46 protein-coding genes are annotated in these 21852 nt (G+C 36.8%); 2 read left to right on the forward strand and 44 right to left on the reverse strand.

All coding sequences use genetic code 11. The annotated features are described in order from the left end of the window. Positions 1-14: 14 nt before the first annotated feature. From DOK79_RS02565 to DOK79_RS02625, 13 genes are all read right to left on the reverse strand, one after another. Positions 15-407, reverse strand: a complete 393-nt coding sequence (locus DOK79_RS02565) for a hypothetical protein (protein WP_206855029.1) — start codon at positions 405-407, stop codon at positions 15-17. A 13-nt stretch (positions 408-420) separates the two neighbouring features. Continuing rightward, complete coding sequence (locus DOK79_RS02570; protein ID WP_206855031.1) at positions 421-1041, reverse strand: DUF4355 domain-containing protein; 621 nt, start codon at positions 1039-1041, stop codon at positions 421-423. Between the two features lie 284 nt (positions 1042-1325). Then, on the reverse strand, positions 1326-1595 hold the full coding sequence (locus DOK79_RS02575) for a hypothetical protein (protein WP_142433180.1): 270 nt from the start codon (positions 1593-1595) through the stop codon (positions 1326-1328). 1 nt (position 1596) lies between these two features. Then, positions 1597-2550, reverse strand: coding sequence for a minor capsid protein (locus DOK79_RS02580; protein ID WP_206855032.1), 954 nt, complete (start codon positions 2548-2550; stop codon positions 1597-1599). Between the two features lie 11 nt (positions 2551-2561). Beyond that, complete coding sequence (locus DOK79_RS02585) at positions 2562-2792, reverse strand: hypothetical protein (protein ID WP_206855034.1); 231 nt, start codon at positions 2790-2792, stop codon at positions 2562-2564. After that, positions 2764-2985 carry a hypothetical protein gene (locus DOK79_RS02590; protein ID WP_206855035.1) on the reverse strand — a complete coding sequence of 74 codons (222 nt, stop codon included), beginning with the start codon at positions 2983-2985 and terminating at the stop codon, positions 2764-2766. The genes DOK79_RS02585 and DOK79_RS02590 overlap by 29 nt, the downstream gene beginning before the upstream one ends. Positions 2986-2995: 10 nt before the next feature. Then, the gene (locus tag DOK79_RS02595; RefSeq protein WP_206855038.1) at positions 2996-3208 is read right to left on the reverse strand and encodes a hypothetical protein; all 213 of its coding nucleotides are present in this window, start codon (positions 3206-3208) and stop codon (positions 2996-2998) included. Beyond that, a complete protein-coding gene (locus tag DOK79_RS02600; protein WP_206855040.1) occupies positions 3168-4796 on the reverse strand; it encodes a phage portal protein in 1629 nt (542 codons plus the stop codon). The genes DOK79_RS02595 and DOK79_RS02600 overlap by 41 nt, the downstream gene beginning before the upstream one ends. 10 nt (positions 4797-4806) lie before the next feature. Further along, positions 4807-6105: a PBSX family phage terminase large subunit gene (locus tag DOK79_RS02605; RefSeq protein WP_206855043.1), complete on the reverse strand. Its 1299-nt coding sequence runs from the start codon at positions 6103-6105 to the stop codon at positions 4807-4809. Beyond that, positions 6098-6553, reverse strand: coding sequence for a terminase small subunit (locus DOK79_RS02610; RefSeq protein WP_206855044.1), 456 nt, complete (start codon positions 6551-6553; stop codon positions 6098-6100). Before DOK79_RS02610 ends, DOK79_RS02605 begins: the two co-directional genes overlap by 8 nt. Positions 6554-6581: 28 nt before the next feature. Next, positions 6582-6893, reverse strand: a complete 312-nt coding sequence (locus DOK79_RS02615; protein ID WP_206855046.1) for a hypothetical protein — start codon at positions 6891-6893, stop codon at positions 6582-6584. Beyond that, positions 6890-7117 carry a hypothetical protein gene (locus DOK79_RS02620; protein ID WP_066025403.1) on the reverse strand — a complete coding sequence of 76 codons (228 nt, stop codon included), beginning with the start codon at positions 7115-7117 and terminating at the stop codon, positions 6890-6892. The genes DOK79_RS02615 and DOK79_RS02620 overlap by 4 nt, the downstream gene beginning before the upstream one ends. Before the next feature lie 19 nt (positions 7118-7136). Next, the gene (locus DOK79_RS02625; protein ID WP_171844990.1) at positions 7137-7274 is read right to left on the reverse strand and encodes a hypothetical protein; all 138 of its coding nucleotides are present in this window, start codon (positions 7272-7274) and stop codon (positions 7137-7139) included. A gap of 303 nt (positions 7275-7577) precedes the next feature. On the opposite strand from DOK79_RS02625, the gene DOK79_RS02630 reads away from it, so the two are divergent. Beyond that, a complete protein-coding gene (locus DOK79_RS02630; protein WP_081308318.1) occupies positions 7578-7790 on the forward strand; it encodes a hypothetical protein in 213 nt (70 codons plus the stop codon). A 395-nt stretch (positions 7791-8185) separates the two neighbouring features. Here DOK79_RS02630 and DOK79_RS02635 read toward each other — a convergent pair whose 3' ends face one another. From DOK79_RS02635 to DOK79_RS02785, 31 genes are all read right to left on the reverse strand, one after another. Beyond that, entirely contained in the window at positions 8186-8602 is a 417-nt protein-coding gene (locus DOK79_RS02635; RefSeq protein WP_207699454.1) for an ArpU family phage packaging/lysis transcriptional regulator, read from the reverse strand. 293 nt (positions 8603-8895) lie between these two features. After that, positions 8896-9183 carry a hypothetical protein gene (locus DOK79_RS02640; RefSeq protein WP_206856955.1) on the reverse strand — a complete coding sequence of 96 codons (288 nt, stop codon included), beginning with the start codon at positions 9181-9183 and terminating at the stop codon, positions 8896-8898. Between the two features lie 48 nt (positions 9184-9231). After that, entirely contained in the window at positions 9232-9474 is a 243-nt protein-coding gene (locus tag DOK79_RS02645; RefSeq protein ID WP_206856952.1) for a DUF3850 domain-containing protein, read from the reverse strand. Positions 9475-9492: 18 nt separating this feature from the next. Continuing rightward, a complete protein-coding gene (locus tag DOK79_RS02650; protein ID WP_206856950.1) occupies positions 9493-9729 on the reverse strand; it encodes a hypothetical protein in 237 nt (78 codons plus the stop codon). Continuing rightward, the gene (locus tag DOK79_RS02655; protein WP_206856948.1) at positions 9726-10097 is read right to left on the reverse strand and encodes a hypothetical protein; all 372 of its coding nucleotides are present in this window, start codon (positions 10095-10097) and stop codon (positions 9726-9728) included. The genes DOK79_RS02650 and DOK79_RS02655 overlap by 4 nt, the downstream gene beginning before the upstream one ends. Continuing rightward, positions 10094-10384, reverse strand: a complete 291-nt coding sequence (locus DOK79_RS02660) for a hypothetical protein (protein ID WP_206856944.1) — start codon at positions 10382-10384, stop codon at positions 10094-10096. Before DOK79_RS02660 ends, DOK79_RS02655 begins: the two co-directional genes overlap by 4 nt. Further along, complete coding sequence (locus DOK79_RS02665; RefSeq protein WP_206856943.1) at positions 10381-10764, reverse strand: YopX family protein; 384 nt, start codon at positions 10762-10764, stop codon at positions 10381-10383. Before DOK79_RS02665 ends, DOK79_RS02660 begins: the two co-directional genes overlap by 4 nt. After that, the gene (locus DOK79_RS02670; RefSeq protein ID WP_206856942.1) at positions 10761-11069 is read right to left on the reverse strand and encodes a hypothetical protein; all 309 of its coding nucleotides are present in this window, start codon (positions 11067-11069) and stop codon (positions 10761-10763) included. The genes DOK79_RS02665 and DOK79_RS02670 overlap by 4 nt, the downstream gene beginning before the upstream one ends. A gap of 13 nt (positions 11070-11082) precedes the next feature. Further along, complete coding sequence (locus DOK79_RS02675) at positions 11083-11424, reverse strand: DUF7694 domain-containing protein (protein WP_206856941.1); 342 nt, start codon at positions 11422-11424, stop codon at positions 11083-11085. Beyond that, positions 11421-11552, reverse strand: coding sequence for a hypothetical protein (locus tag DOK79_RS02680; protein ID WP_268745015.1), 132 nt, complete (start codon positions 11550-11552; stop codon positions 11421-11423). Before DOK79_RS02680 ends, DOK79_RS02675 begins: the two co-directional genes overlap by 4 nt. After that, complete coding sequence (locus DOK79_RS02685; protein WP_206856940.1) at positions 11549-11830, reverse strand: hypothetical protein; 282 nt, start codon at positions 11828-11830, stop codon at positions 11549-11551. The genes DOK79_RS02680 and DOK79_RS02685 overlap by 4 nt, the downstream gene beginning before the upstream one ends. A gap of 11 nt (positions 11831-11841) precedes the next feature. After that, a complete protein-coding gene (locus DOK79_RS02690) occupies positions 11842-12063 on the reverse strand; it encodes a phosphocarrier protein HPr domain protein (RefSeq protein WP_077152171.1) in 222 nt (73 codons plus the stop codon). 6 nt (positions 12064-12069) lie between these two features. Then, positions 12070-12477, reverse strand: a complete 408-nt coding sequence (locus DOK79_RS02695; protein WP_206856938.1) for a hypothetical protein — start codon at positions 12475-12477, stop codon at positions 12070-12072. Next, a complete protein-coding gene (locus DOK79_RS02700) occupies positions 12474-12782 on the reverse strand; it encodes a hypothetical protein (protein WP_206856936.1) in 309 nt (102 codons plus the stop codon). The genes DOK79_RS02695 and DOK79_RS02700 overlap by 4 nt, the downstream gene beginning before the upstream one ends. Then, positions 12775-13089, reverse strand: a complete 315-nt coding sequence (locus tag DOK79_RS02705) for a hypothetical protein (RefSeq protein WP_206856934.1) — start codon at positions 13087-13089, stop codon at positions 12775-12777. Before DOK79_RS02705 ends, DOK79_RS02700 begins: the two co-directional genes overlap by 8 nt. A gap of 10 nt (positions 13090-13099) precedes the next feature. Beyond that, entirely contained in the window at positions 13100-13231 is a 132-nt protein-coding gene (locus tag DOK79_RS02710; protein ID WP_271523763.1) for a hypothetical protein, read from the reverse strand. Positions 13232-13298: 67 nt separating this feature from the next. After that, positions 13299-13493 (reverse strand): hypothetical protein, encoded by a 195-nt coding sequence (locus DOK79_RS02715; RefSeq protein ID WP_206856926.1) that lies wholly within the window; start codon positions 13491-13493, stop codon positions 13299-13301. Further along, complete coding sequence (locus DOK79_RS02720; RefSeq protein WP_206856923.1) at positions 13494-13823, reverse strand: hypothetical protein; 330 nt, start codon at positions 13821-13823, stop codon at positions 13494-13496. 15 nt (positions 13824-13838) lie between these two features. Further along, positions 13839-14606 (reverse strand): helix-turn-helix domain-containing protein, encoded by a 768-nt coding sequence (locus DOK79_RS02725; RefSeq protein WP_242543300.1) that lies wholly within the window; start codon positions 14604-14606, stop codon positions 13839-13841. A gap of 2 nt (positions 14607-14608) precedes the next feature. Then, positions 14609-14836 carry a hypothetical protein gene (locus tag DOK79_RS02730; RefSeq protein WP_206856921.1) on the reverse strand — a complete coding sequence of 76 codons (228 nt, stop codon included), beginning with the start codon at positions 14834-14836 and terminating at the stop codon, positions 14609-14611. 2 nt (positions 14837-14838) lie between these two features. Then, positions 14839-15333 (reverse strand): hypothetical protein, encoded by a 495-nt coding sequence (locus DOK79_RS02735; RefSeq protein ID WP_206856920.1) that lies wholly within the window; start codon positions 15331-15333, stop codon positions 14839-14841. A 1-nt stretch (position 15334) separates the two neighbouring features. After that, positions 15335-16021 carry a putative HNHc nuclease gene (locus DOK79_RS02740; protein WP_206856917.1) on the reverse strand — a complete coding sequence of 229 codons (687 nt, stop codon included), beginning with the start codon at positions 16019-16021 and terminating at the stop codon, positions 15335-15337. A gap of 32 nt (positions 16022-16053) precedes the next feature. Further along, a complete protein-coding gene (locus tag DOK79_RS02745) occupies positions 16054-16938 on the reverse strand; it encodes a DUF1351 domain-containing protein (protein ID WP_206856915.1) in 885 nt (294 codons plus the stop codon). After that, positions 16939-17631: an ERF family protein gene (locus DOK79_RS02750; protein ID WP_194179555.1), complete on the reverse strand. Its 693-nt coding sequence runs from the start codon at positions 17629-17631 to the stop codon at positions 16939-16941. It lies immediately after the preceding gene. A 556-nt stretch (positions 17632-18187) separates the two neighbouring features. Continuing rightward, the gene (locus DOK79_RS02755) at positions 18188-18337 is read right to left on the reverse strand and encodes a hypothetical protein (protein WP_206855326.1); all 150 of its coding nucleotides are present in this window, start codon (positions 18335-18337) and stop codon (positions 18188-18190) included. Between the two features lie 140 nt (positions 18338-18477). Further along, entirely contained in the window at positions 18478-18969 is a 492-nt protein-coding gene (locus tag DOK79_RS02760; RefSeq protein WP_242543254.1) for a hypothetical protein, read from the reverse strand. A 69-nt stretch (positions 18970-19038) separates the two neighbouring features. After that, on the reverse strand, positions 19039-19455 hold the full coding sequence (locus tag DOK79_RS02765) for a hypothetical protein (RefSeq protein WP_206855324.1): 417 nt from the start codon (positions 19453-19455) through the stop codon (positions 19039-19041). After that, positions 19452-19688: a helix-turn-helix domain-containing protein gene (locus tag DOK79_RS02770; RefSeq protein ID WP_153830082.1), complete on the reverse strand. Its 237-nt coding sequence runs from the start codon at positions 19686-19688 to the stop codon at positions 19452-19454. Before DOK79_RS02770 ends, DOK79_RS02765 begins: the two co-directional genes overlap by 4 nt. Positions 19689-19705: 17 nt before the next feature. Next, positions 19706-19909 carry a hypothetical protein gene (locus DOK79_RS02775; RefSeq protein ID WP_206855322.1) on the reverse strand — a complete coding sequence of 68 codons (204 nt, stop codon included), beginning with the start codon at positions 19907-19909 and terminating at the stop codon, positions 19706-19708. Positions 19910-19924: 15 nt separating this feature from the next. Beyond that, on the reverse strand, positions 19925-20671 hold the full coding sequence (locus DOK79_RS02780) for a phage antirepressor KilAC domain-containing protein (RefSeq protein WP_206855320.1): 747 nt from the start codon (positions 20669-20671) through the stop codon (positions 19925-19927). A gap of 15 nt (positions 20672-20686) precedes the next feature. Continuing rightward, positions 20687-20929: an XRE family transcriptional regulator gene (locus DOK79_RS02785; protein WP_206855317.1), complete on the reverse strand. Its 243-nt coding sequence runs from the start codon at positions 20927-20929 to the stop codon at positions 20687-20689. A gap of 156 nt (positions 20930-21085) precedes the next feature. On the opposite strand from DOK79_RS02785, the gene DOK79_RS02790 reads away from it, so the two are divergent. After that, a complete protein-coding gene (locus DOK79_RS02790; RefSeq protein WP_206855314.1) occupies positions 21086-21814 on the forward strand; it encodes a helix-turn-helix domain-containing protein in 729 nt (242 codons plus the stop codon). Positions 21815-21852: the final 38 nt, after the last annotated feature.

Below are 21852 nucleotides of genomic sequence, written 5' to 3' on the forward strand. Positions count from 1 at the left end.
TCTTCGTTTCCCCCTTATTTATTGCGTTTAACAAAGTAAACTTTGCCGTCTAACGCTTCTTTCGCTTCATCTACAATTGTTAAAGTATCTTCTAAACGGAATTCATTGACTGTACCGAAGTATAGTAATGTACCATTAGCAGTCGTAGCACCTGTATCGAATACAACGTCATGCATTAATACACCTTTTGTGCCTTCAGCTACTTCTGCGGTGTTCGTTACAGTCACAACTGCTTGCTCGTTGGTGAAAGGATCACCACCACCGACTGGCGTACCAGCTGGGATATATTTCTTACCCTGTCCGTTTGTTGCTGTGACCCCTGTTGCTCCAACTACTACTGATAAACTCTTATAATTACTTACATCAGCTAAAATTTGATTTTTTGAACCAAAAACTCGTTTTTCCATTTGTTAGTTCCTCCTAATTTTTAAAATAAGTTTGCTTTGGCGTTTCCACTGTCGCTTTTTTCGCCAATTGCTTGCCGTATTCACCTTGTACCGATCCGCCGGTTCCGCCATCTAAAGGTACTCGACCACCTAGTTTGCGCTCGTATTCCGCTTTGATTGCTTCACGTTCCACTTCAACAGATGCTAAATACGTCTTCACGTTGCTTGACGTAGTTTCAGCGTCTTCCGACACAATCAGTCGAAGCATTTCTTTCGTAGGGTTAGCGCCTTTCTCAGACAGCATTTCGCTTGCTTGTTCAGACATCTTGGATAGCACTTCTTTACGTTCGTACTCAGCCAACTTTGCTTCAAGTTGTTGCTTCTCGTAATCTGCTTTTTCCTTGTCGTCCATTTCGGCAAGTTTTGCAGCTTCGTCTTTTTCCTGTTGTTGCTTTGCTTCCCATTTAGCGAATTTCGCTGCAATGATTTTGTCAACTTCAGCATCAGTGTATTTTTTGTCAGCTTCTGTTGGGTCTGAACCGCCTTTTTCTTCGCCATCCACAGTTGTATCTGATGCATTATCCGGAGTTACATCAGTTGTGTCGTCTTCTGCAAAGAATTGTAAGTTCATAGGTAAAAAGTGTTTACTCTTCATGTTTGTTTCTCCTTCCATATCTTTTAACGTGGATAAATGCTTGCACTTCCATAGCTTTTAACGTCTTCAATGCTTAGACAAAAATAAAAAGCCTTTAGTTAACAAGCTAAGGCTTTATTCGATCTAAATTTATATGTTTAAAAAATAGGCGGTTATCTCTGGTGTACATGGGCGAGAATGCTAGGATTCGAACCTAGGTGCCGCCTGTCACCTACCAAAGCCCCCGATAATAAAGAAGCCTTTTCCCAATATACTAAGGCTTCGCTTTAAATATTTTCACATACTTATTCTGATTCAATTTTATTTCTTAATTCATCCATATGCTTTTTGATTTCCTTGGTTAATCGTTCTTTCTTCTTCGTAAGAAATGGGGTGTTCTTTTGTTGATTCAACAAAGCTTTGATTTTAGGGTTAGTATAAAAGAAAGTTGACCGATACCCACATGATTGACATTCAGCGTAATGATGCTCTACATTATCTGGTAATCTGTCACTTTTTTGTACTAGCGGTGTATAATTGCCACACTTATTGCATACAAACAGTTGTTCAGACATTTTATAACCCTCTTTCTTTCAACATCTTTTCAAAAGCAATACGATCAACATATGGTGCCGTACTGCATCTACAAAATGGATGCATATTCGGCGCATTTGTTCCTGGTTCCATTTTATCAACATCAAACACTTTCCCATTCAACGGCAAACATAAACGGCATGCGGAAGGCTCAGAAATGAATGTGTACTTCGTAATATCAGCATCACGATAACTTCGCTCTTGGATACCAATCTGAACCCTAGTCGTTTCTGTGACCATCAATCGCTCCGTATTGAAACGAGTATTCTCTCTACCTTTTTCAGTAAGGAATCTCTTCAGTTCAGGTGCCAACTGTTTGGGATTACGTCCTAAAGTCACACTACGTACCAGTAACTTATCCAAATCAGCTTTCAGCTCTGCTTGGTACATCCAAAGCCGTTCGCTAAACGTTGCGAAACCTTCCGCTCGAAACGAACTATTGATTACTTGTTCTACTAGCTTGGCATAACCTCTTTTAGCGATCGTCATTTCTAAGATACCCGCTTGACGTTGCAATTCTTTCAAGCCAGCACTAGTAAGCTCTCCTGAGAAATATTTATCCATATCGTTGAACATAGCAATCAGTTCAAGTCCGATATTCGCCTTTAGCAATTCCAATCGATTAACACGCATTGTAAGGTTGTATAGCTTTAATTCCTTATTTGCTGTTGGAGAGAAGTCTTTTTCTTTAACATACTTCTTAGCCTTGCGAGCAAATGCTTTTACATCCATTTCGTCAGCTCGCTTCATCGCTTCGCTACGAGTGATTTTCTGTCCATTAGAAAAACTGTCCCACTGTGCGTCTATCTCTTTTTGTATCGCATCCTGAGCGTATTGCAGGCGCTTCTTGATTTCGTTCATGCGTTTCTTATCATCTTTAATCTGTTGCTGTTGCCAAGCTTTCTCACGTTTGATGAAGTAATCTTGTGATTTCACTTAATCACTCCTTACCAAGCAAATCTAACTAGCTTTAAACCCGCTTTTTCTGAATGTACATCGGAATAGTCTTCAACAGTAAAACCACCCTCTTGAAATTCTTTTCGAATCTCATCATTGATTTGATCTGCTCTATAATACATTTCAGTTTTCCCCATTTTCATCGTTGCAGCGATAGCCTCTTTAAGCTTTTCGATATCTTTTTTTTGATACTCATTCACCAGCTGTTCTTTTAGATTCATCTTTAGAAACCTCCTTTGGTCTCGTGTGAATTTCTAACGCAATAAGGCATACCGAGATGTTAGATAAAATATAAATAAGCGCCAACTCAATTCCACAAAGACGATAGAATATGACGGTCAACGCAAAATTAAAAAGTTTAAAAACCCTAAATCCATCGGAATAACTAAGCCGATTCAATCTATTTTTTAACATAAATATCCTCCTAGGATTTAGACATAACCAAAGCCAATTGAAAGGCCTGTTCTTCTGAGAATCCTTCTTCAACCAACTTATCCATTAAAATCCGCAACGCTCTTGCGGTTAGCCCATACATTCCGTCTAAATAGTTGCAGAGCTTTTCAGCCGCTTCTGCTGGGTCGCTTGTATTCATAGCATCAATTGCTTCGATTATCTGCTTCATCTTCTTCTCGTTCATCTTCCTCTACCTCCGTGTTAGTTTCTTTATCACTATCAAACACACCAGAACCAGTTTGTTCCTTCAATCGTTTCAGTTCTTCTTCAAACGGAACACCAGTCAAGCGCTCAGCCATTTCGCACAACGTTTGATCTGATACGATGCCAACCATTCCTGCAATAACTTTCATGATTTCTTCATCTGATTGCGGGACATTCGGTGTAAATTGAATTTGGATTTCGTTCACTTTGTTGTATAGTTGCTCTTGTTGCTGTTCATCGGAAACAAAAAAGGCTTTGACTGTATCAATCAAGCCTTGAGGTTTATTCAATTCATCTTTGATGCTCCAAGAGTGAGTGAGCAATCGTAGACGGCGCATAATAGCTTTCTTGACCATACGCTCTTTATTCTTGCGATCGTTGTCTGACCCCCAACCCTTGAAACGGAATCCAATGCCCGACTGGTTGGACCCTATGTTCTCGTCTGTAAAGTCAATAAGAGATGTGAAGCGAAGGATATCTGCAACCGTTCGACTATCGTTAGCTTCCATTCCGGCAACGTCATACTCTTTCTTAAGATAATATGCATCAGGTTCAGCGCCTGCTATATTGCCGTCATATATCTTCTTATCGCCTAAAACAAGCATTCTCGCTCGCATCATAGCTTGGAGTACATCTAACTTGCTGTTGTCGCCTTGTTCATCGTCTGCAGTATCTGGATTGCCTTTAATTACCAAGTAAGCTTCTGATGTATCTTGTTGGAAGTTGGCCATCTCAGAGCGAGAAAGATCATAGGCATCTATGGAATCAAGTACGCGCTCAAAGTCGCTCAAACGTTCTTCGTTGTTGATCCATTCATTAACTTGAACCGAGTCAAAGTAACTTTCAATACTTTCACCATCTTCAATTTTGACATGTTCTAAGTCATCGTTTTCTGCGATGAGATAATAATTGAATCCGCTGTTTGTATATAGTTCAACTCGTGTCCACGACTTATCTAGGTACTTTTCTTTATAGTAATGAACCCCACACAATGAATTGCGATCTTTGGTGTTATCATAGATTACGAATGTTTGTTCTGCGTCAAACTTAGCTAGTGTTTCCTTACCGTACTCATCACGCCCGATCCATTCATACGCTCTACCTAATCCAATCATATCTCTGCCTACCAACTGATTGTGATAGTCTTCATTCGATTGACTAGCAAATCTGTTGATTTTTTCTGCAATCGCCTGATCCCCACTGTATTTCAATGGGTTCCCTAACAATACGCCTAACTTAAATGAGACGATAAAATCTGCAAAGCCACTTGCTATACGATTGTCCGATCTGCCTTCTGGTTTGTTCGGACGATAATTGATGTTGTTGTCTCCTAACATATAGCGTTTTAGTTCCTGCAACCTTGGCACTTGTTTGGCTCGGTGGTGTTTAATGAACTCAACAATCATCTTCCAAACGTCTTCATGTTCAAAGTCGATTGCCTGTTCAACTTCGCCAGTACGCTGATTCAGCATCTCTCTTTTCGGTAATTGATTAACCGGCACTTTATAAATAAGGTTCGCTTCATCATCAAATCGCTTGCCACTTAAAAACTGAATATTCTGTTCCACTGTATCACCTCTACAATCCTAGTTTTCTATATGTTTCGATCGTCCGCTTGACGTTAACTGGTTTTGGTTGTTTTCTCATATCATCATTGAAGGCATAACGAGTAGCATCTATCGTATGATTATCCTTATCCTCAAGGCGAGGTTTAGGATTTCCATCTCGGTCTGTTTGATAGTCTATGTTTTCAAACTCTTTGGCTATGTTCGGTGTTCGAAGCGGATCAATATAAATCGCATCTAAATCATCTAACCACTTTTCGCCGTATTCGACACTATCTGGCCCTTTTGTAACTTGCCTTATCTTTGATATATCATGTTCATTTCTCATCTCAGCATTTGATTTTGGCTCAACTTCTGCGATGATATCTTGATAATCATATCTCTTGTTCTTGATCCATTGTGCCGCACGACGATTGCTACATTTCACCTCGTAAAGCTCATCGATGGCGTATATACTGTTTCTTTTTTTATCATAGTGCCAGCGCACAAAAGCAAGCGGATCTGTTGCGTAACCGTAGTCAAGCCCTTGTCGTATATTGTCAAAATTAGCTACCATTTCATCTGTAATAGAACCTTTTTTCACTTGTAAATTATCAAATGGTACAACCCCTGATCCCACAGCTTTACCATCATATTCCCACTCAGCTCTAATTTTATTCCTTTTCCTAGTTTCCTCAACTTCTTTCAAAAATTCCTTAGAGATGAACGGATTATCTCGATAAGTCGAGTGATGAATAAAAGTGTTATGTGGTTGAAAAGAAGTCTCATATTTTTTGTTTACCCATGATTGTTTCCTCTTGGGCGGGTTGTAACTAAAAAAGAACTTATAAAAAAGACCATCACCTAATTCCCCACGTAAAAAAGAGTTAGTAATAGTCGTGACTTCGTCTTCTGTTTTAAATTCTGCTAGTTCTTCAATCCATCCTATAGCAAATGGAAATTTACTATCTTTTAAAGATTTAATTCGTTCTGGATTCTGAGCGCCACGAAATATCATATAGTTACCTCTTGGAAGATAAGTGATCTTTAAAGGTGACTTATTAAACTTAAACAAACGTGATACTCCTTGCTCTTCGATCGCCCATTTCATTTGTTCGTATATAGATTGCTCAAGTGTATTATCGACATAGCGTATACCTACAGCATTCACTGCGTATCTCATAAGCAACTGAGTAATTATATGCGCTATATCTGATGATTTACCTGACCCACGTCCACCTTTACAAACTATATTAAGAATATTTTGATTCAAAGTAGCTTTCCAAACTGAATGAAACGTAGGTGGAAGAAATTCAGATAATTTCCTAGCCATCTTCATCACTGCTTATGTCATCTATGAAAGTAGGTATTTCAGTAATCTCAACTTTCTGTTTGTCTACAAACGCTGCGTTAATTTTATAATAATGCTCAAGTGCTTGATTACGTTCTTTGAATCCTGCTGAATATTCACTCACTTCACGTTCTAGTATTTCGTTGGTAAGCGGATCTCTTTTAATAACCTCAAAACGTTGCGGTTCTCCTTTCGCAATAGAAGCAGTGATTGCCAATGCTTCCTCCATAGATAAATGTCTTTTAATTTGAACTTCTTTAAGTTTATCTTGGATGTATTCGGATACCTTTCCACCTTTTTCCACCAATTTTTCTTGTGCATTCTTAGCGTAGTTTTCTTTATAACCGGCTTTAAGTGCTGATTGATAAGCGTTCCCTGTGATGATGTACTCATCAGCGAATGCTTGTTGTTTAGGATTTAACTTACTCACTTTCCATCACCACCTATATATATATTGACTAATAACTAGTGTTACTAATTTCCATTCCATCAAGCTCATAACTTCTTACTGCTTCCCTTAAGTTAGGCAGAGTTCTTGATACTATAGTGAGGATCAATTCTGCTTTACCTTCTTCTTTGCTTTCTGTGATATCTACATGCGCATAACAGCCACCCCAGACTGGTTTCACATTAGTGATAGTTTCTCCATTTATGGTAATTGGATTTTCTACCCACTTACGTCCATTCTCAATTTCCAATGCTTTCTTATAAGCTTTTGATAGCTCTTTGCTAACATTAGTTTTTAAAACCGCTTCATAAAAATTCTTCATGATAAATACCTCCCTATATTTTGTTGGATATAATCATCTTTCCAATAACCATGACCACAATAAACAAGTTTGCACTTATCAATTTCTTCCGGCGTAGCTTCTCTAGTCATTTCAACGATGGAATAGTCCTTTTTTATCTGGACTGATTGGACGACCCTTAATGGATCATCTTCATTTGGTGGTGGATATCTATTAGATAGTGAAACGTACCAGTAGTTTCTCATTATGTAACCTCCTTGCTTGCTAGTTTATATTTATAGTTTTTATTAACCAATTCATAAATTTATCTAAGCGAAGTATCATACCAATCCCTATTTTAAATCTATCCAAAGCGTGGGTAAGGTCACCTAGCGTTTCGCCAAAAGTTTTGCCCTCTTTCACAACATGACCTCCCTTCACAAAATAAAAAGACCACTCAACGAGTGATCTAATATGTAAAAACTAACACCTCAGCAATGAGATGCAGCTATACCTCTGTACGGTTTTGATAACTGGTAGGATCACCGTAAACCAAAGTCGCTGGCAAGGAATCGAACCTTGCATGGATTACTCATATTCACCCTTTATTGCGTCTACCAATTTCGCTACGGCGATCAAAAAACAACTTGAGAGAACGTTTTCTTGGTGTATAATATTACTATCAATGAAAAGGGACCATTGAAATAAACGAAAGGAGATGCTCTCTTGCCTTATTATATTGCTAATAAAAATAAAGATGACAAAGGCCGTCACGAACTTCATGAAAGCACATGCAATTACCTTCCTTTGAAACAAAATCAATTATCGGCTGGCAATCATTCGGATTGCTCTCAAGCTATTTTAGCATTGAAAAAGATGTACACGAATGCGGATTTTGACGGTTGCAAGCATTGCTGCTCTTCTTGTCACAAAGGCTAATTATTTAGGGAATAGTACATGCTAGCACTTATTATTTTTGATAGACAGTAACTTGTTGAAACAATCAAAGAGTCGTTTATTTTTAGCTACTGCCTATTAGAAAAACAAACAACAGCTCATATGGAGAAAACGAACTATTTTTTGATTTGATTTATTTTTAGCTGTTGTCTGTTTATTAACGATTTTAGAATAGACAGCAATCGTATAGAGAAAACACATGTGAGTAGTTTTTTCGATTGCTGTCTATTCAAGCTTAATTGTGGAACAATAACAAACGATGTTTCTATTATTTTTATTTTGTCGAAGTCCTGTTTCCTAATCTTTCGACAATATCATATTAACACGCTTTTTCGTCCAAAAACCCTACAATATCCCTACAAAAACCCTACAAAAAATTACCGATACTTAATCAATGAACCTTTTTTATACGCTTCTGCAAATTCGATCAATGCATTGGATTTTAGCTTTTCTACGTTTTTCTCTCCATACCCCTGAATTAGTTGTCCTATTTCATAATTAGAGTGCTTATTAACATCGCAAAAACTATAATAGAGTATTTGACGACTGATAAGGCTCAAACTCATCAGAGCTACTAAAATCGCATCCCTTTCTGCTTCTATATCCATCATTTGAATAAGCGCATCTTCTGTTTTGTTACCGTGTTTTGGCGACCTAGGCATGTCAGTTATAATCGGTGACTTAATGTCTATCAAGGAACGACCTGCCATCCGCTCCAACCGTCGGAAGTTTTTCAACACATCTCTCGCATTACATCTTGTCTGCCTAAAGTCCACATCTCTTAGTAATTGCATTAAGTCAAACCGCTCCTTTTTGTGATATAATAAACTTGTCGGGTTTATTACATCAGTCGGAGCGATCCGGCTTTTTTTATACCCATGCTTATGCTAAACTTTTCAAGTAGCGAGATTACACTCGTTACTTATATCTATGTTGAGCCGTCTGGCGGAAAACAGATGGCTCATTATTTCAATATTCTTCCAACGACAGCCAGTGGTCGGCTGTCGTTTTTGTTATCCACAGTATCCACAGGTTTTTCCACGATATATTGTAGGAACGTATTTTCGCATACAATATATTGTGTTTATCATAGAACTTCCATATCCACTAATCGAGCCACTGCAACATTCGATTTGCTCTTTGCTAGTTCTTTGTCACAATCCATCGTATTCTCAATGCGAATAACTGCTGAATGATTGTACACACGTTCTACATACCCTCTGATTGGATAAATGAACTCTTCTGCTGTACAACGAACCATATCGCCGACTTTAATTTCTGATTCCACTTGCTTTATAGGATTTTTAGTTGGTAGATCCATCATCAAGCCACCAATTCCATAAGTATCAGTGTAAAATTCGTCTTTGAGTTTCATTACGTCTCCTCCGCATCCATCGCATTAACTCTAAAGCTTCATTGATTTTCATTTTGCTCCCTCCAGTCCTTCAATCCCCATCACAACATATCCATCTTTCTGCGCATAATCAGTAATATAAGTTACCTCTGCTTTATATGAGTCACCTGTGAAATTCTCACCGTTCCATTCTCTTAAATACAATCGATCACCAACCTTGTAATCACCATCATTCTTGCGAATCTCGAATTGTTTGCGTCCGCTTGTGACAGCTTCGAAGTGTTCTGGTAGTATTTTTAGTTCGTGTATCATGATTATCCCTCCTCCAAATCAAGTTCTTCTATGTTTTTTTTGCGCTAAGTCAGTTCTTGCAGTCGGTGCGCTATACTCTTTTTTCAGATAAAAGATTGTTTTAGCACAATCTTCTAAATCTAATTTTGTATCTGAAAGAGAGCGAACTCCGTTGAATTTATCGGTTTCAAAATAGACGTTACTAGCTTTTAACTCTTTGTTTTCTAATCCCTTAGCTATTTCGGTAAATAGCACTGGTATATACACATATTTCATTCCGTTTCCTCCTGTTCTAATCCCCATGCTGCGAATGCCGCCAAGATCTCAAATTGCTGTTCACCAGACATTTTTATATAAACTGCATACAGTTGTTCCTCTCTTCGCCAACTTAATACAGAATTGTTTTTTAATGTCCAGAATGGTAAAAATACTTTGCTGTCTGTTTCTTGATACTTTTCTTTCAAATACTCCAACACGATTTTTTGATTGTCGTTGAGTTCTATTTCTTCAGACATCTGAATATTTGCTAACGCGTAATTGAATCCGTCTAAAAAACTATGATTTACTGTTTTATACGGATCGACATTTTTATCACACTCTTTTTCAAGTCTATCTGCTTCTAGCCATTTCAACGCCTTGCTCATCCTTCTACCACCTCATACATTTTTTCAAATACATCTGGTTTACATATATGGAAGTTTCCAAATCCATCTTTTACAATGTAATCTTTATTAGTAAGTTGTTTTATTCCATCGTCTGTGGAAACACAAGGTATTCTTTCGCTTCTATTTTTTTCACGCCAAGTTTCATCAATAAAATTACGTTCGCCACTAAAACCACCGATGAAATCATGACACTCTTTCCAATTTTTTGAATAACTAGGGTTGAATTGCACTGCTTCAACAACTACTGGTTTCTTTCTATATTTCATCGCTCTACCTCCAATAAGTCAGGATTTTTGTATATATTTCCGACGACTTCCAAAGGTGAATCAACAAAGTACAAAAACTCAAATTCCGTGCCAAGATTTTTGTGATCAACACAAAATGCTCCCTCAGCAAACTTTATTGTTGATAAAGTTTCTTCCAAATCAGCTCCGAGGGTTTTCACAATATCCCCCTCAAAAATCTCTACACGGTTCTTATCTTTCAGTCCTGTGGATTGCATAACAACGCAATCTCGCATATCCAACGGAAAGTCGTCTTCAAAACTACGCCAATCCTGGAACCATTTACCATCACAAAAAACTAATTCTTGTTCATCAAACCAAAATCCTGTCTTTATATTTAATGCTCGAAACTTCGGTATCATTTGCTGTCCTCTCTTTCCTCATACCAATTGTCAAAAACAGTCTGAATAAAAGCTACGAGTATTTTTCGATTTTGGCTTAAAGCTATATATGGATCAATCAAAGCAACTTTTGCATGTAAACGATGATAAGCAGCGCAATCTATTTCTAACATTCTCAAACGGTCAATAGCCTCATCAATCATAAAATCTGCAACATTTTCTGCTGTATTTAAGCCATCTGCATATTCAGGCAAGACTTCATTATCGATGAATTCAGCCACATCTTCCGGACATAAATCAGCCAGTTCTTGTTGTGTATAGTTCATTTGCTGTCCTCCATTAAACTAAAATTATCGGTGGTGTTAGAATTTCAACATTTTGCGGTTTCCATAGATGCAGACAATTGTTTTTAATATTGACATATTCGCTATTTTTAGGATGGAATTGCACTACAACTTCATCTTGCTCAAAACAAATATCTTTAATTCTACACATCACGTCCCAAGAAGGAGTAATCCGTTTGTTGTGACATGATACAGAAACATGATCCCAACCCATGCCGTTGCTCGCTATTACTGCGTAATTCCATTTCCCATCACTCCACACGAACGAAAGACCATCTTTGCCAATCACAATATTATTTAATCGTGGTTGTTTAGATATCTCGTTAATTGATTTCATTCGTTTTCCTCCATACTCTCAAAAATAGTAATAGCTTTTTCTATGCCTTTTCGCTCTTCTCCAGTAGCGCATGCGTATAGATAGCTTCTTAATCGACGAATGGCTTTACTAATTGATATTCGTTTCATTTGCCGTCCTCCAAATCAAGATACTTTCTTAAACTACGTAACCCTTTGCCACGTTTTTTCGTTTTACGTTCAATCCATGTTCCTGTTGTTCCCCAGTAGTCAATGGTCCCCTTATGTGTATGGATTGAAAATTGGTGATTGCTTGGGTAATGGGTAAACTCGAATCCCAGCGCTTTAATATTTTTTGTAGCTGAATCCCCCATTCTTTTAACATGCTGTTTTCGACGTTCTTTAAGATAGGGTTTTACGTCTCTCCAGTATTCGGCTAAATCACTCATTTGCTATCCTCCTAATCTCTCGTCCAAAACAGAAACCGCACCAAATCTTCTTGCGTGCCATTTATATAAATGTTTAATTGTGCTCCAACTGCCACCATTATTCCAATAGCCAGTAGAACGATTCCTAGTACTGTGTAATCTCTTTGGTTTTTACTCTTATGATTGATAAAATAGAAACCCACCAATGATAGGATTCCACCAATTACACACCAAAATATTGTTAATCCGACCATTCTTTCCTACCTCCCAAATCTGCGTCTTTCTCTTTCCACAGCGTCATTCAAGTCAAGATAGATCCCTTTTCCACCTTCTAAAAATTGCGGTTTTAAATAATATGATTTATTTTCAATATCCCATTTACATAATTTGCCGATTACTGCAATAAAACGTTCACTCTTGATTGTTGGATTCTTTGTCGTCTTGTTATTAGGTCGATAAAATCGTACAGCACCTTTTTCTCCTTTAGTGGCAGGTACAAGCGCAATGATTCGTTCTTTATCATTCAAGTAAAGTAACGCATATTCGGAATATTTTAAGCATGCTGCTGCAGACTTGCTAAAATTCAAGCCATACTTTGATAGAGTCACGCTAGGTTCTCTTTCTTGGGTACCTAATTCGATTAATTTAAAATTTGATGTTAATTTCATTTTTCTTCCTCCATGTATTTAAATTGACGACCCTTAGACTCAATATCCATATGCTTCGCTCTACTCCATATGATATTTTTTGACAGCCCAGTAATTTCTGCTAACTGTTCAGCTGTGCCTGTAACTAGAATTCTGTCACCATGCCAAATCGCTATTTTTCGACCTGGTCGTTTTCGTCCAGACTTTTCCTTGGGCCAAATCGTTTTAGCAATTCTCTGAACTTCTGCGACTGTCTCCTCATTTTCTTGCCACTTCTCCGAACACGTCAGCGCAGCAATTCGTTTGATTTTTGTTTTCTTATTCATTTTTTACACCTTCAATCTCACATTCACTCTCAAAGTATCTAGTGATACGCTCAAGCGCCTTTTTATACTCGATAATACTTTTTATCACGTGACCTTCTCTCAGCACGTAGTCACGCTGTATGGCTCTTAAACACATAGTTAGTGTTTGATAGTACCCAATAAAGGAAGTCGATTCTATTTTTTCACCTTTCTCATTTTCGGTATATTGGATATTCCCTTTTTCATCAAGAATGACTCGTGATAGAACAATATTTTTACAATCACTCGTTTCAGTGATTCGATAGTTTTCAATTTTCATTGCTAACATTTTCTTTCTCCTAAAAAATCATTTGCCAAAGTAGCACGCCTAATTTGACTACTCCTGCTACTACAAGCATTGCCATTGCTAAAATAAGTCCGCATCCTAGAAAAGCTGATGCGATATCTAGTAAGCTTTTCAAACCATTCATTCCGATTCCCTCATTTCTGCAAAAGGAACAAAATCTTCTGTTAGTTTCATAAAATTAACTCCATTTACTAATTTCTAAATGCCCTGCGCACGGTGTACGCTTCATTAATGATTTTCTTCAACGTATCCGATGGATAGATTCGATGACTTGTCTTTTTGGTATCTTGCGCATACAACCAAGCAAGTTGTGCCAAGGTTTCATCGTCAAGAGAAAATCTTGGCCTTTGCTTAGGTGTCCCACCTGTTCTTTTTGGCTGTCCCACCTACACAATCGCTCCTTTTGACTGATCTCTCAAATATTTCTGTAGACCTCGGTAACACTCTTCGAATGACAAAAGAGAATATTTCATCTTTTGTACATAAAGCTCCTCTTTTTTCTTTTTTTCCTTTACCAAAATATGTTCTAGTTTTGTAGAGTCTACATATAGCGCATAGTAAACACGCAACTTACTCCAACTTGAACGATCGTTTTTTATTTGGTCTTCGGTCAAATCTTTTAGCTGTCTATAAACTGCCTGCAAACATTTATGCTCATCGCCTTGTTTACACTCGCCGAGTTTATTTAACAGCTTGAGATAGTTATATTCTTTCAAAATATCACCTCACGTTTAAAAAGGAACATCGTCATATTGATGTGCTTCTCTTTCTTTTCTGAGCCTTTCTTGTTCGTTATAGTCCGCTAACCATTTTGGCTCTGGCTCTTTTCGAGTGACATGATGCTTCGCTCGGGAGTTAGGGAATGTCTTTTGGTTCTTCTTAGATTCATTTTTTTCTTTTCTCGCCCAGCTTCGAATAGTCGCCAAATAGTTTTTATAAGTTTTACCAGCTGATTCACAATACTCGGATAACCGTTCAATCCGTTCTTGATAATCATTAGGGAATTCTGTTTTGAGTTTCTCCATTTGGTCATCTGACAAGAGAACATTTTTGTACTCTCCGTATTTATGACGGATGGGCTTAGCCTTCGATTTTTTCGAAGGCGGTAACTCTCTTATATATTCTTTTGTATTATTAAATGTATTATTAATAGATGTATTATTATCTTGATAGATTTCTTGGTGACCCCCCACCAAATTTTCTTGGTGACCCCCACCAAGAATTCTTATATACCTAGCCTCGATTTCTTTACTACCCTCTTTGTACTTAACTTCTCGATATATATAGCCTTTTTCTTCAAGTGACTTTAGCCAATTCTGAATTGTTGGCTTACTTACTTTGTATTGATTGGCAAAGTATTCATTACTAGCCCAGCAATAACCTTTTTCATTACACAAAGCTGTGATTTCTCCATAAAGAAGTTTTGCACTAGGTATCAATGAATCGTCATATCTAACATTTGCAGGTATGATGGCGTAATAACTTCGATGTTCTGCCAAAATTATTCCTCCTCATCCACAACAGTAATCGTGTACTGGTAACAAGTCTCTGTAATTCCATTAACTAATCTATTGGTCTTAATTTTTTCAACACTAATATCACTTTGTTCAGCTTGTGTACCGATGAAAGCAAATGTCATGATTTCTAAGAACAATCTGTCTCTCGGACTCATTTTTTTATATTTAGTGCGCCATGCTCGTTCAAATGCTGCTGTTTTTAAACTAATCATCATTATTTCTCCTCTAGCTGACATAATGTATGCGATAAATGTGCCAATACTGCTAATGTATCTTGTGAAGTAAGTTGATACTCAGATTCGTACATTTCATCAATAAACCTGATTTGAGCACGTTCATGCGAATAATCTTGACCACACCATCTACGGATTGTTCTCGAATGACCGCTTCGAAACCCCTCGTTATACCAATAACCAAATACCTCTTTTTCTTCGAGCATTACAGGTAGATTTCCTTCTTCAATAGTTTTTATAGCGAATTTTAAAAGTGAACGCAGCTCTTTTTCCCATTCTTTATATCGTCTTATTTCAACTAGTTGCATACCGATAGCTACATTCTCATCATGGCTATTAAATTGCTCAATATATGACTTCTGCAATTTAATCTCTTTTAGGAGTTCTTCTTCATTTTTTACAAACTCTTTTCTGAGTTTATTTAGTCTATCTTCGGCTTCTTTCAATTTTTTAAAATTATCATTAATTGTTCTCACTTTACCCTCCGATATTTAACTTTTTGATTGTCTCCTGGTTTAACTTGATTCCTTTGATTTGATACTTATTTTTGAAATTGGTCACACCTATTTTGTGTTTTTCCGTGTGATGGATTCTACAAAGTCCTGCGTAAGTGTATTCTGAATGATCAATTTTCTTACGTTTTCGTCTACCCAATGCTTTATCAAAATGATCAATGTCAGCTCCTGTTCTTCCACAGATACAACAGACTCTTTTCGTAATACATTTGTACAAGTAGTATTCTTGATTCGCTGGTAAGATTTCATACCCTTCTTTGAATGGAATATGATGTTCAAAGATGAAATCTAAGATGATATTTGCTAGGATGTTTACGTCACTTACAGTTGTATCCGATTCGTCCTTGAGGCTTATTTTTCGCCCTGTGACACCTTCAAAACGAAAGTAGAAGAATTCCTTCCAGAAATCTGTTGGCGTGCCTGTATCGATGAATATATCCCCTATGAGCGCATAAATGAAGTTTCTTTGCTGGGCTGTGAAGCGACGTGGATCGATAAAACGCACTTCAATGATCCGATCGCCTTCATAACCTTCGTACATCGTTTTAAGTCGTTCGATGTTTATTTCTTCGTTGATTGTTGCGCTAATTTCTTGTCCTTTGAAATGCTTTAATATCGCAGAATATGAATCGATTAGCGGTTTAAACAATTAAATCACTTCTTTTTCTTCTGATTCGTTGATCAATTCATCTCAACGGAGTACTCTACACCTAAGCTTTCAATCGTTTGTTTGATAACTGACAGTTGTTTAGCAGTGCCTGTAATATTTAGAGCAAAGGAATACTTGGGTTCATCGGTGTCTATTTCTTGTGTTGTTACCACAGCTCTTTCTGGAGTTGCTGTTTGTTTGATCTGTTTTTCTGTCTTTTCTATTTCTTTCTCTTCTTTTTCTCTTAATTCTTTGACAGCTTGATCTATCTTTGGAAAAATCTGTGCTGCAGTTAGTCCTTCATCAATTAAAGAGATCCAAGCCATTGACTCAAGACCATAAGCTTTTACATAGCTTTCAACCAACGATTTTTGCTGTTCGTAGTTTTCTTTTTCTTGTTTTATTGCTGTGCATTCAGCAATTATTTCTTCTTCAATTTTTTTCGTTAAATTGTTTTTGGCTGTAAAACTTGAAGCATTCAGCCAATTACTTTGGAGGCTGATTTCATTAGCTTCAATCTCAGCCTTACTTGCTTGTTTTTTGATGAATGCCAAAACAATTGTTTTTCGTTCTTCCTTTGTTTTAGCTTCAAATTCTTTGATTTGGTCAGCAATACCTTCAGATGCTAGCTTGATCTCATCGCTGTAGGCTTTAATTTGTTTTTCAAATACAGCAAGAGGTTCACTAAACTCCTTCTTCACTTCTATTCGTTTAGAATCGATCAAATCAAAAATTCGATTTAGTTCCGCTCTTGCTTTCTTAGCATCTGCAATATCCTCTTCTTTAAAAATCAAATTTTCAAAACGCTTAACAGTTGCATTGATTAAATTCGCTAGTTGATCTTCATTGATAATTTCAATTACACTTGGTTGATAATTAACATCAAAGATGACTTCTGTTGATAGTTCATTGCTCATTTATAAATCCTCCCAAGATGGTTTATTGTGATTTTCCGATTCTTTTTTCTTCTGCTCTGCTTTCAATGCATAGCGTTTAAGAAATCCAATGATTTTCGAATAGGAATTTCTGTCGATTTGTTTAAAGCTACTAAAACCGCTTCTTTCTAGCGTTGTAGCAATTATGAATTCTTTTTCTTGATTAGTTAACTGAGCGATTCGATGAACATAATCATCAAATGTCTGTTTAAACTCAGAATCTAAATCATTGTCATTCTGAATCTTTTCATTCTCATCAGCACCAATTTTGGCGTCATCATCCCCATCTGCGACAACTCCAAATGAGCTAGCCAGCGAATACCTTTTTGCATAAGTAATTACACTACCTAAAGATTGTGGATTTTTTGTATTACACGGAAAGCCTAAAGGACCATATAGAATGTATTGACCGCTTGAATGATAAACGCACGTTGTTACTGCAACATGGTTATCACTTGTAACTACATCTTGACCAAAATCAATCCCACTATCAGACTCTTGAGCAGCATTTCTTATAGCTGATTCAATAGATTTAAGTGTTGCGTACTCAAATTTCATTTCCCCACCGTTTTTTGTTCCATAATTTACAGAGGCATCGAATTTAGGTTGTTGTAGCTTACCTTTCAATTGATATAGCCCTTTATAAATCTCATTTGTTTCTTCACTAGTCTTCATCTACTTCATCCTCCACTTCATTAATAGTCGGTTTACCCCAATCAGGATTAGTTAAATATTCATCTAAAGTGGAAAGTTCATTATTCATATGCTAAAATCTCCTTAGATATGTTTAGTTTGTGACTCATTGCTTTGGACGGCTGAGTCACTTTTTTTGTATTTTTTCTCCGCACTTTGGACAATACGGTCCATCCCATGGATGACACTGTTGTAGTAGTTTATTGTTAAGACGTAATGTGTAGCGACAATCCGGACAATAAAAAACATGTCTATAAAATAGATACTCTTTTATTTTTTGTCTTAATTTCATTTAATTTCCTGCCATTTCTTTTGTTTGTTGATTACCTGTTGACTTATTGTCATACCACCATCTATCAGCAATCATTTTTCCTTTCTTCAAAGCTTCTTTTCGATTCATATGTTCTCCTTCCTTTCGAATCTATTAGGTTTATCAAAACCATTAGTGTTCCGTAGATGGTACCCATAGTTAGGCTGAAATGAGTGATTGAAATGAGCATTGCTATAATCAACCCTATTACTATCGTGTCAAATTTTGTCATAGTCTTATCTCCCTATTTTTGATTTCCAGCATCCGTAAATCTTCAAGCTCCATCTCAATCAGCTCTGCACGATCATCTTGTAATTCTTTTCTACGTAGCCTAATAAGATTGAGAATTTGGTGTTCTTGTTGTACTGTGTATGCCATCAAATTACCTCCTATGAATTTTAATCAACATAGCTAAATTGACTATTTGTAAGATTAAAATAAGTACATAGATTACTGTCATATTAAGCCCCTCCTTTCGTGTGGGGTTATTCAGAATCAAAACTCCGTTCCTAAATTCACTAAGGATAAACAGTGACAGTGGCTACAATGTCATACTTTTCATTTGGAACTTCTAGGTCGGCTAGGAGTTCTTTTGTTTTTTCAAATGTATCGACTTGCGATTTCACTGTAATTTCGACTTTCTCTTTACTTTCCATGTTTTTCAAAGCTCCTTCACCTGTTGCTGGATCATATTCGATTCCACCGAACACAAAATTTCCATCAACTCCCTTAAGCACATCCTCAATGCCCTTTTTTTCATTAGTAGGCTTTTCATTTTTGCTAATTAAAGACTCTCCATCTTCCTCGCTTATCGAAATAAAGTTTGATTTATATTTCAAGTCGTTGTAAGCGAACTGGAGACTTGCGTATGCTTCCTCGTACGTTAGATCTCTATTTTTCAATAAATCCACAATGTCTTTTCCGATTTCCGCAATTTCTTCGTTAAATCCAAATTCATTAAGGTCCTGTTGTCGCTGAAACTTTTTTAAATACTCTTCTTTCTTATCCATTTTTTTAATACCAGCCTTTCTGTTTAGTTCTCCATCTGCATTCCAGTCGTAATTACTGTTGTTTTCGGTTTACGATTCAGAAAAAGATGGAGCATTGGCTAAAACTTTGAGTATTTCTGCAATCGTGTGGATTTCCTCTTTTTTAACCATCTTTTCCAACTTGGTATATACTCGGCTTGCTACAAGGCTTAATCGCTGTTCATAACCTTCAAACGTAGAGTTGTAAAATTCAAGTGTTTCTTCGTTTGAAACTTCTTTATCTGAAACCTTGGAAACAAAACCTCTCATTTCGTTCTCTCCAATTTTCATCGTGATTAAAATACCTTTTTCGTTATCCATCATTTTTCTTCCTTTCATTTTTTCGCTATCGATTAAAATTTCCCCAATCGCTTGTTGCACGGCAGACATAATTGCTAGTGTATTTTTTTCTTCCTGTATTCCTTTTTCCTTCAAAAATTCCTCGTATTTCTTTATGCTGTCTTTCACTTTGATTCCTCCTTTTTAGATACATATTGATATAGAGCGATTGAAGAAAACTTCCAATCTTTGCCAATTCTTACTCCAGGAACTTTTCCAAGTTCAGCTTCTTTATGCAAAGTTGGAACACTGACTGTTAAAAAATCAGCTGCTTTTTTCGAATTCCAAATTTCATTTGGAATGGAATGTTCTGATAACAAAATCTTTAAATCTTCTAAATTGACTAAAGCTAGATTAGTCATGAATGATCCCTCTCTTTCTATAGTTCATACATAGCAATAATTGAATCAATAATTCTGTTCGCTTCAGCAGAAGTTCTTTTACCGCTTAAGATTAAAGATAAGTAGCTTTTGTCGATATTGAATCTGTTCGCAAGCATCGTATATGTTAGAAAGTTTGAATTTTCTACATATTGTTTAATTTTTTCTCTATCTTTTTGTGTGATTTCAGCAATGTCAGCCATAATTCACAACCCCCCCTAATTAATTTCCTCTAAATCCATTTGAGGATAATATCCCTTGGCAATTAATAAGTTGTATATGAAGACTCTGCCTTTTTGCGTCCATTTAGTATTCATCACGACTTTCACACCACCGTCTGATTTTGGTATCTCGCTTGTGTGTGATTTTGTATATCCTTGATTCATATGCTTACGATAGAGTAACCATTGACCGCTAACTTTATGCTGTACGCCTAACTGATTAAGCAATTTATTCAAAGCGATAGCTGACATTCCATAATCAGCTGCAATTTGAGAAGTCGCTACTGTATCCGTTGATGATAGAATCGTATCCAGATAGCTGATTTTGGGTTCGTATTCAGCAATTTGTTGTTCGAGTAGTTGATTTTTTTCTTCTAAATCAGCTGCTAATCGCAATGCTTGAGCAAAGCTTTGAGGGACGTTCGTGTAGCTTCCTGTTTTTCTGATTGCTGGAAGGACTTCACTTGTCACCCAACGTTTGAACTTTCTTGCGTTTGGAAGCTTGGATTTAAGTATTAAGCTATATAGCCCTGATTCGTTGATCAGCATTAATGCTGTTCCATTAACGGTGAACGATTCGTTCTGCGTTTTATCTTCTTCATCTACATGGTCACGAATTGCTTTAGGAGTATTTGAGTAGCCCAAAACATTAGCTACATCTTTTCCGACAAAGTATGGCTTGTTATCCAACAAAATAGTCCGGACTTCATTTTGTTCAAAATCAAAAATTTTTGGTTGGTTCATTTTGTTTCCTCCTTTTTAAGTTGTTTGTTTACTTAGTAGCGTAAATGCGACTTTGCCGTTAAAAAAAATTTCGATCGCTTCTTGATCAGTTAGCGGAATCTCAATCTTCATTTTCTGAGCTTCTTCAATTGAGAAAGCTCCACCTTTTTTCATCTTTCGGTAAAAAGTGCTACGGTCAACCCCGATCGAATCAGCTACTGCTTGTTGAGTAGTACCACGCTCTACGATAAGACCCTTTAACTTGTTTGTATTAATCATGGATATTCACTCCTTCTTTAGTCGCATTAACGCGACTTGTTATAACTAATATACCACCCTATTATTTATCGGTCAACAAAAAAGTTGCATTATCGCGATTTATTTTGTTGCATATTTGCAACTTATGATTTATAATATTTTTAAGAGGTGATTGCAATGGACATAGGGCAAAGAATGAAATCAAGGAGAAAGGAACTAAAATTGAGTGCAGATGTTGTTGCTGAAAAACTCGGAGTTTCTAGGTCAACTGTTTTTAGATATGAGAAGGGAGAAATAGAGAAACTTCCAACTAATATTCTTGACAGTGTTGCGGAAGTTTTAGAAACCACCCCAGCTTTTTTGATGGGTTGGGAGAGTGAAAGTGTTACTCATATAGAAACAGTCTACAATCAACTTGAACAATCGAGACAAGCAAAGGTTTACAATTTTGCAGTTGAGGAACTTGAAGAACAAAAAAATGATAACAACACTAATATCTCAGAACTTGAGGCTTATAGAAATCGGAAAAGAAAAGCTCAAAAGATTACTGATTTCCCCTGTTTCGGTTTTGCAGGAGCAGGATTAGGTGAAGCTTTACAAGAGGAAAAGCCAGAGTATATACCATTGCCTTCAAGTGTTATTCCACCAGAAGCTGACTTTTGTTTGCTTGTCAACGGAGATTCTATGGAACCTAGTTTCTTAAACGGTACCTATGCGTTTATTAATGTTGTACACGGTGTTCACTCAGGGACTGTAGCGGTTGTCATTTTGAATGGCGAAGGGCTATTAAAACGAGTATGGTTTGAAAACAATATTGCTCGTTTGGAATCCTTCAATAAGAAGTATGAAGATATTGTGGTTACGGAACATGATGATTTTAGAATTGTCGGTAAAGTAGTAATGTAATAGAGACTTTGTTTCAACAAAGTCTTCCTCTATATTGT

Origin of the sequence: Enterococcus sp. DIV1094, assembly GCF_017316305.2 — a bacterium.
Classification (GTDB): domain Bacteria; phylum Bacillota; class Bacilli; order Lactobacillales; family Enterococcaceae; genus Enterococcus_B; species Enterococcus_B mangumiae.

Coding starts and splice junctions, on each gene's coding strand:
- DOK79_RS02670 (WP_206856942.1), bottom strand. CDS start 11,069: ATGAACTATACACAACAAGAACTGGCTGATTTATGTCCGGAAGATGTG.
- DOK79_RS02705 (WP_206856934.1), bottom strand. CDS start 13,089: ATGTTAGCAATGAAAATTGAAAACTATCGAATCACTGAAACGAGTGAT.
- DOK79_RS02750 (WP_194179555.1), bottom strand. CDS start 17,631: ATGAAGACTAGTGAAGAAACAAATGAGATTTATAAAGGGCTATATCAA.
- DOK79_RS02710 (WP_271523763.1), bottom strand. CDS start 13,231: ATGAATGGTTTGAAAAGCTTACTAGATATCGCATCAGCTTTTCTAGGA.
- DOK79_RS02790 (WP_206855314.1), top strand. CDS start 21,086: ATGGACATAGGGCAAAGAATGAAATCAAGGAGAAAGGAACTAAAATTG.
- DOK79_RS02665 (WP_206856943.1), bottom strand. CDS start 10,764: ATGATACCGAAGTTTCGAGCATTAAATATAAAGACAGGATTTTGGTTT.
- DOK79_RS02615 (WP_206855046.1), bottom strand. CDS start 6,893: ATGAAGAATTTTTATGAAGCGGTTTTAAAAACTAATGTTAGCAAAGAG.
- DOK79_RS02745 (WP_206856915.1), bottom strand. CDS start 16,938: ATGAGCAATGAACTATCAACAGAAGTCATCTTTGATGTTAATTATCAA.
- DOK79_RS02575 (WP_142433180.1), bottom strand. CDS start 1,595: ATGTCTGAACAACTGTTTGTATGCAATAAGTGTGGCAATTATACACCG.
- DOK79_RS02685 (WP_206856940.1), bottom strand. CDS start 11,830: ATGAGTGATTTAGCCGAATACTGGAGAGACGTAAAACCCTATCTTAAA.
- DOK79_RS02780 (WP_206855320.1), bottom strand. CDS start 20,671: ATGAACCAACCAAAAATTTTTGATTTTGAACAAAATGAAGTCCGGACT.
- DOK79_RS02770 (WP_153830082.1), bottom strand. CDS start 19,688: ATGACTAATCTAGCTTTAGTCAATTTAGAAGATTTAAAGATTTTGTTA.
- DOK79_RS02730 (WP_206856921.1), bottom strand. CDS start 14,836: ATGATTAGTTTAAAAACAGCAGCATTTGAACGAGCATGGCGCACTAAA.
- DOK79_RS02570 (WP_206855031.1), bottom strand. CDS start 1,041: ATGAAGAGTAAACACTTTTTACCTATGAACTTACAATTCTTTGCAGAA.
- DOK79_RS02680 (WP_268745015.1), bottom strand. CDS start 11,552: ATGAAACGAATATCAATTAGTAAAGCCATTCGTCGATTAAGAAGCTAT.
- DOK79_RS02640 (WP_206856955.1), bottom strand. CDS start 9,183: ATGAAACTCAAAGACGAATTTTACACTGATACTTATGGAATTGGTGGC.
- DOK79_RS02695 (WP_206856938.1), bottom strand. CDS start 12,477: ATGAAATTAACATCAAATTTTAAATTAATCGAATTAGGTACCCAAGAA.
- DOK79_RS02690 (WP_077152171.1), bottom strand. CDS start 12,063: ATGGTCGGATTAACAATATTTTGGTGTGTAATTGGTGGAATCCTATCA.
- DOK79_RS02785 (WP_206855317.1), bottom strand. CDS start 20,929: ATGATTAATACAAACAAGTTAAAGGGTCTTATCGTAGAGCGTGGTACT.
- DOK79_RS02620 (WP_066025403.1), bottom strand. CDS start 7,117: ATGAGAAACTACTGGTACGTTTCACTATCTAATAGATATCCACCACCA.
- DOK79_RS02775 (WP_206855322.1), bottom strand. CDS start 19,909: ATGGCTGACATTGCTGAAATCACACAAAAAGATAGAGAAAAAATTAAA.
- DOK79_RS02675 (WP_206856941.1), bottom strand. CDS start 11,424: ATGAAATCAATTAACGAGATATCTAAACAACCACGATTAAATAATATT.
- DOK79_RS02585 (WP_206855034.1), bottom strand. CDS start 2,792: ATGAATCTAAAAGAACAGCTGGTGAATGAGTATCAAAAAAAAGATATC.
- DOK79_RS02565 (WP_206855029.1), bottom strand. CDS start 407: ATGGAAAAACGAGTTTTTGGTTCAAAAAATCAAATTTTAGCTGATGTA.
- DOK79_RS02660 (WP_206856944.1), bottom strand. CDS start 10,384: ATGAAATATAGAAAGAAACCAGTAGTTGTTGAAGCAGTGCAATTCAAC.
- DOK79_RS02605 (WP_206855043.1), bottom strand. CDS start 6,105: ATGGCTAGGAAATTATCTGAATTTCTTCCACCTACGTTTCATTCAGTT.
- DOK79_RS02700 (WP_206856936.1), bottom strand. CDS start 12,782: ATGAATAAGAAAACAAAAATCAAACGAATTGCTGCGCTGACGTGTTCG.
- DOK79_RS02655 (WP_206856948.1), bottom strand. CDS start 10,097: ATGAGCAAGGCGTTGAAATGGCTAGAAGCAGATAGACTTGAAAAAGAG.
- DOK79_RS02760 (WP_242543254.1), bottom strand. CDS start 18,969: ATGGATAAGAAAGAAGAGTATTTAAAAAAGTTTCAGCGACAACAGGAC.
- DOK79_RS02595 (WP_206855038.1), bottom strand. CDS start 3,208: ATGAACGAGAAGAAGATGAAGCAGATAATCGAAGCAATTGATGCTATG.
- DOK79_RS02635 (WP_207699454.1), bottom strand. CDS start 8,602: ATGCAATTACTAAGAGATGTGGACTTTAGGCAGACAAGATGTAATGCG.
- DOK79_RS02755 (WP_206855326.1), bottom strand. CDS start 18,337: ATGGCATACACAGTACAACAAGAACACCAAATTCTCAATCTTATTAGG.
- DOK79_RS02650 (WP_206856950.1), bottom strand. CDS start 9,729: ATGAAATATGTGTATATACCAGTGCTATTTACCGAAATAGCTAAGGGA.
- DOK79_RS02645 (WP_206856952.1), bottom strand. CDS start 9,474: ATGATACACGAACTAAAAATACTACCAGAACACTTCGAAGCTGTCACA.
- DOK79_RS02590 (WP_206855035.1), bottom strand. CDS start 2,985: ATGTTAAAAAATAGATTGAATCGGCTTAGTTATTCCGATGGATTTAGG.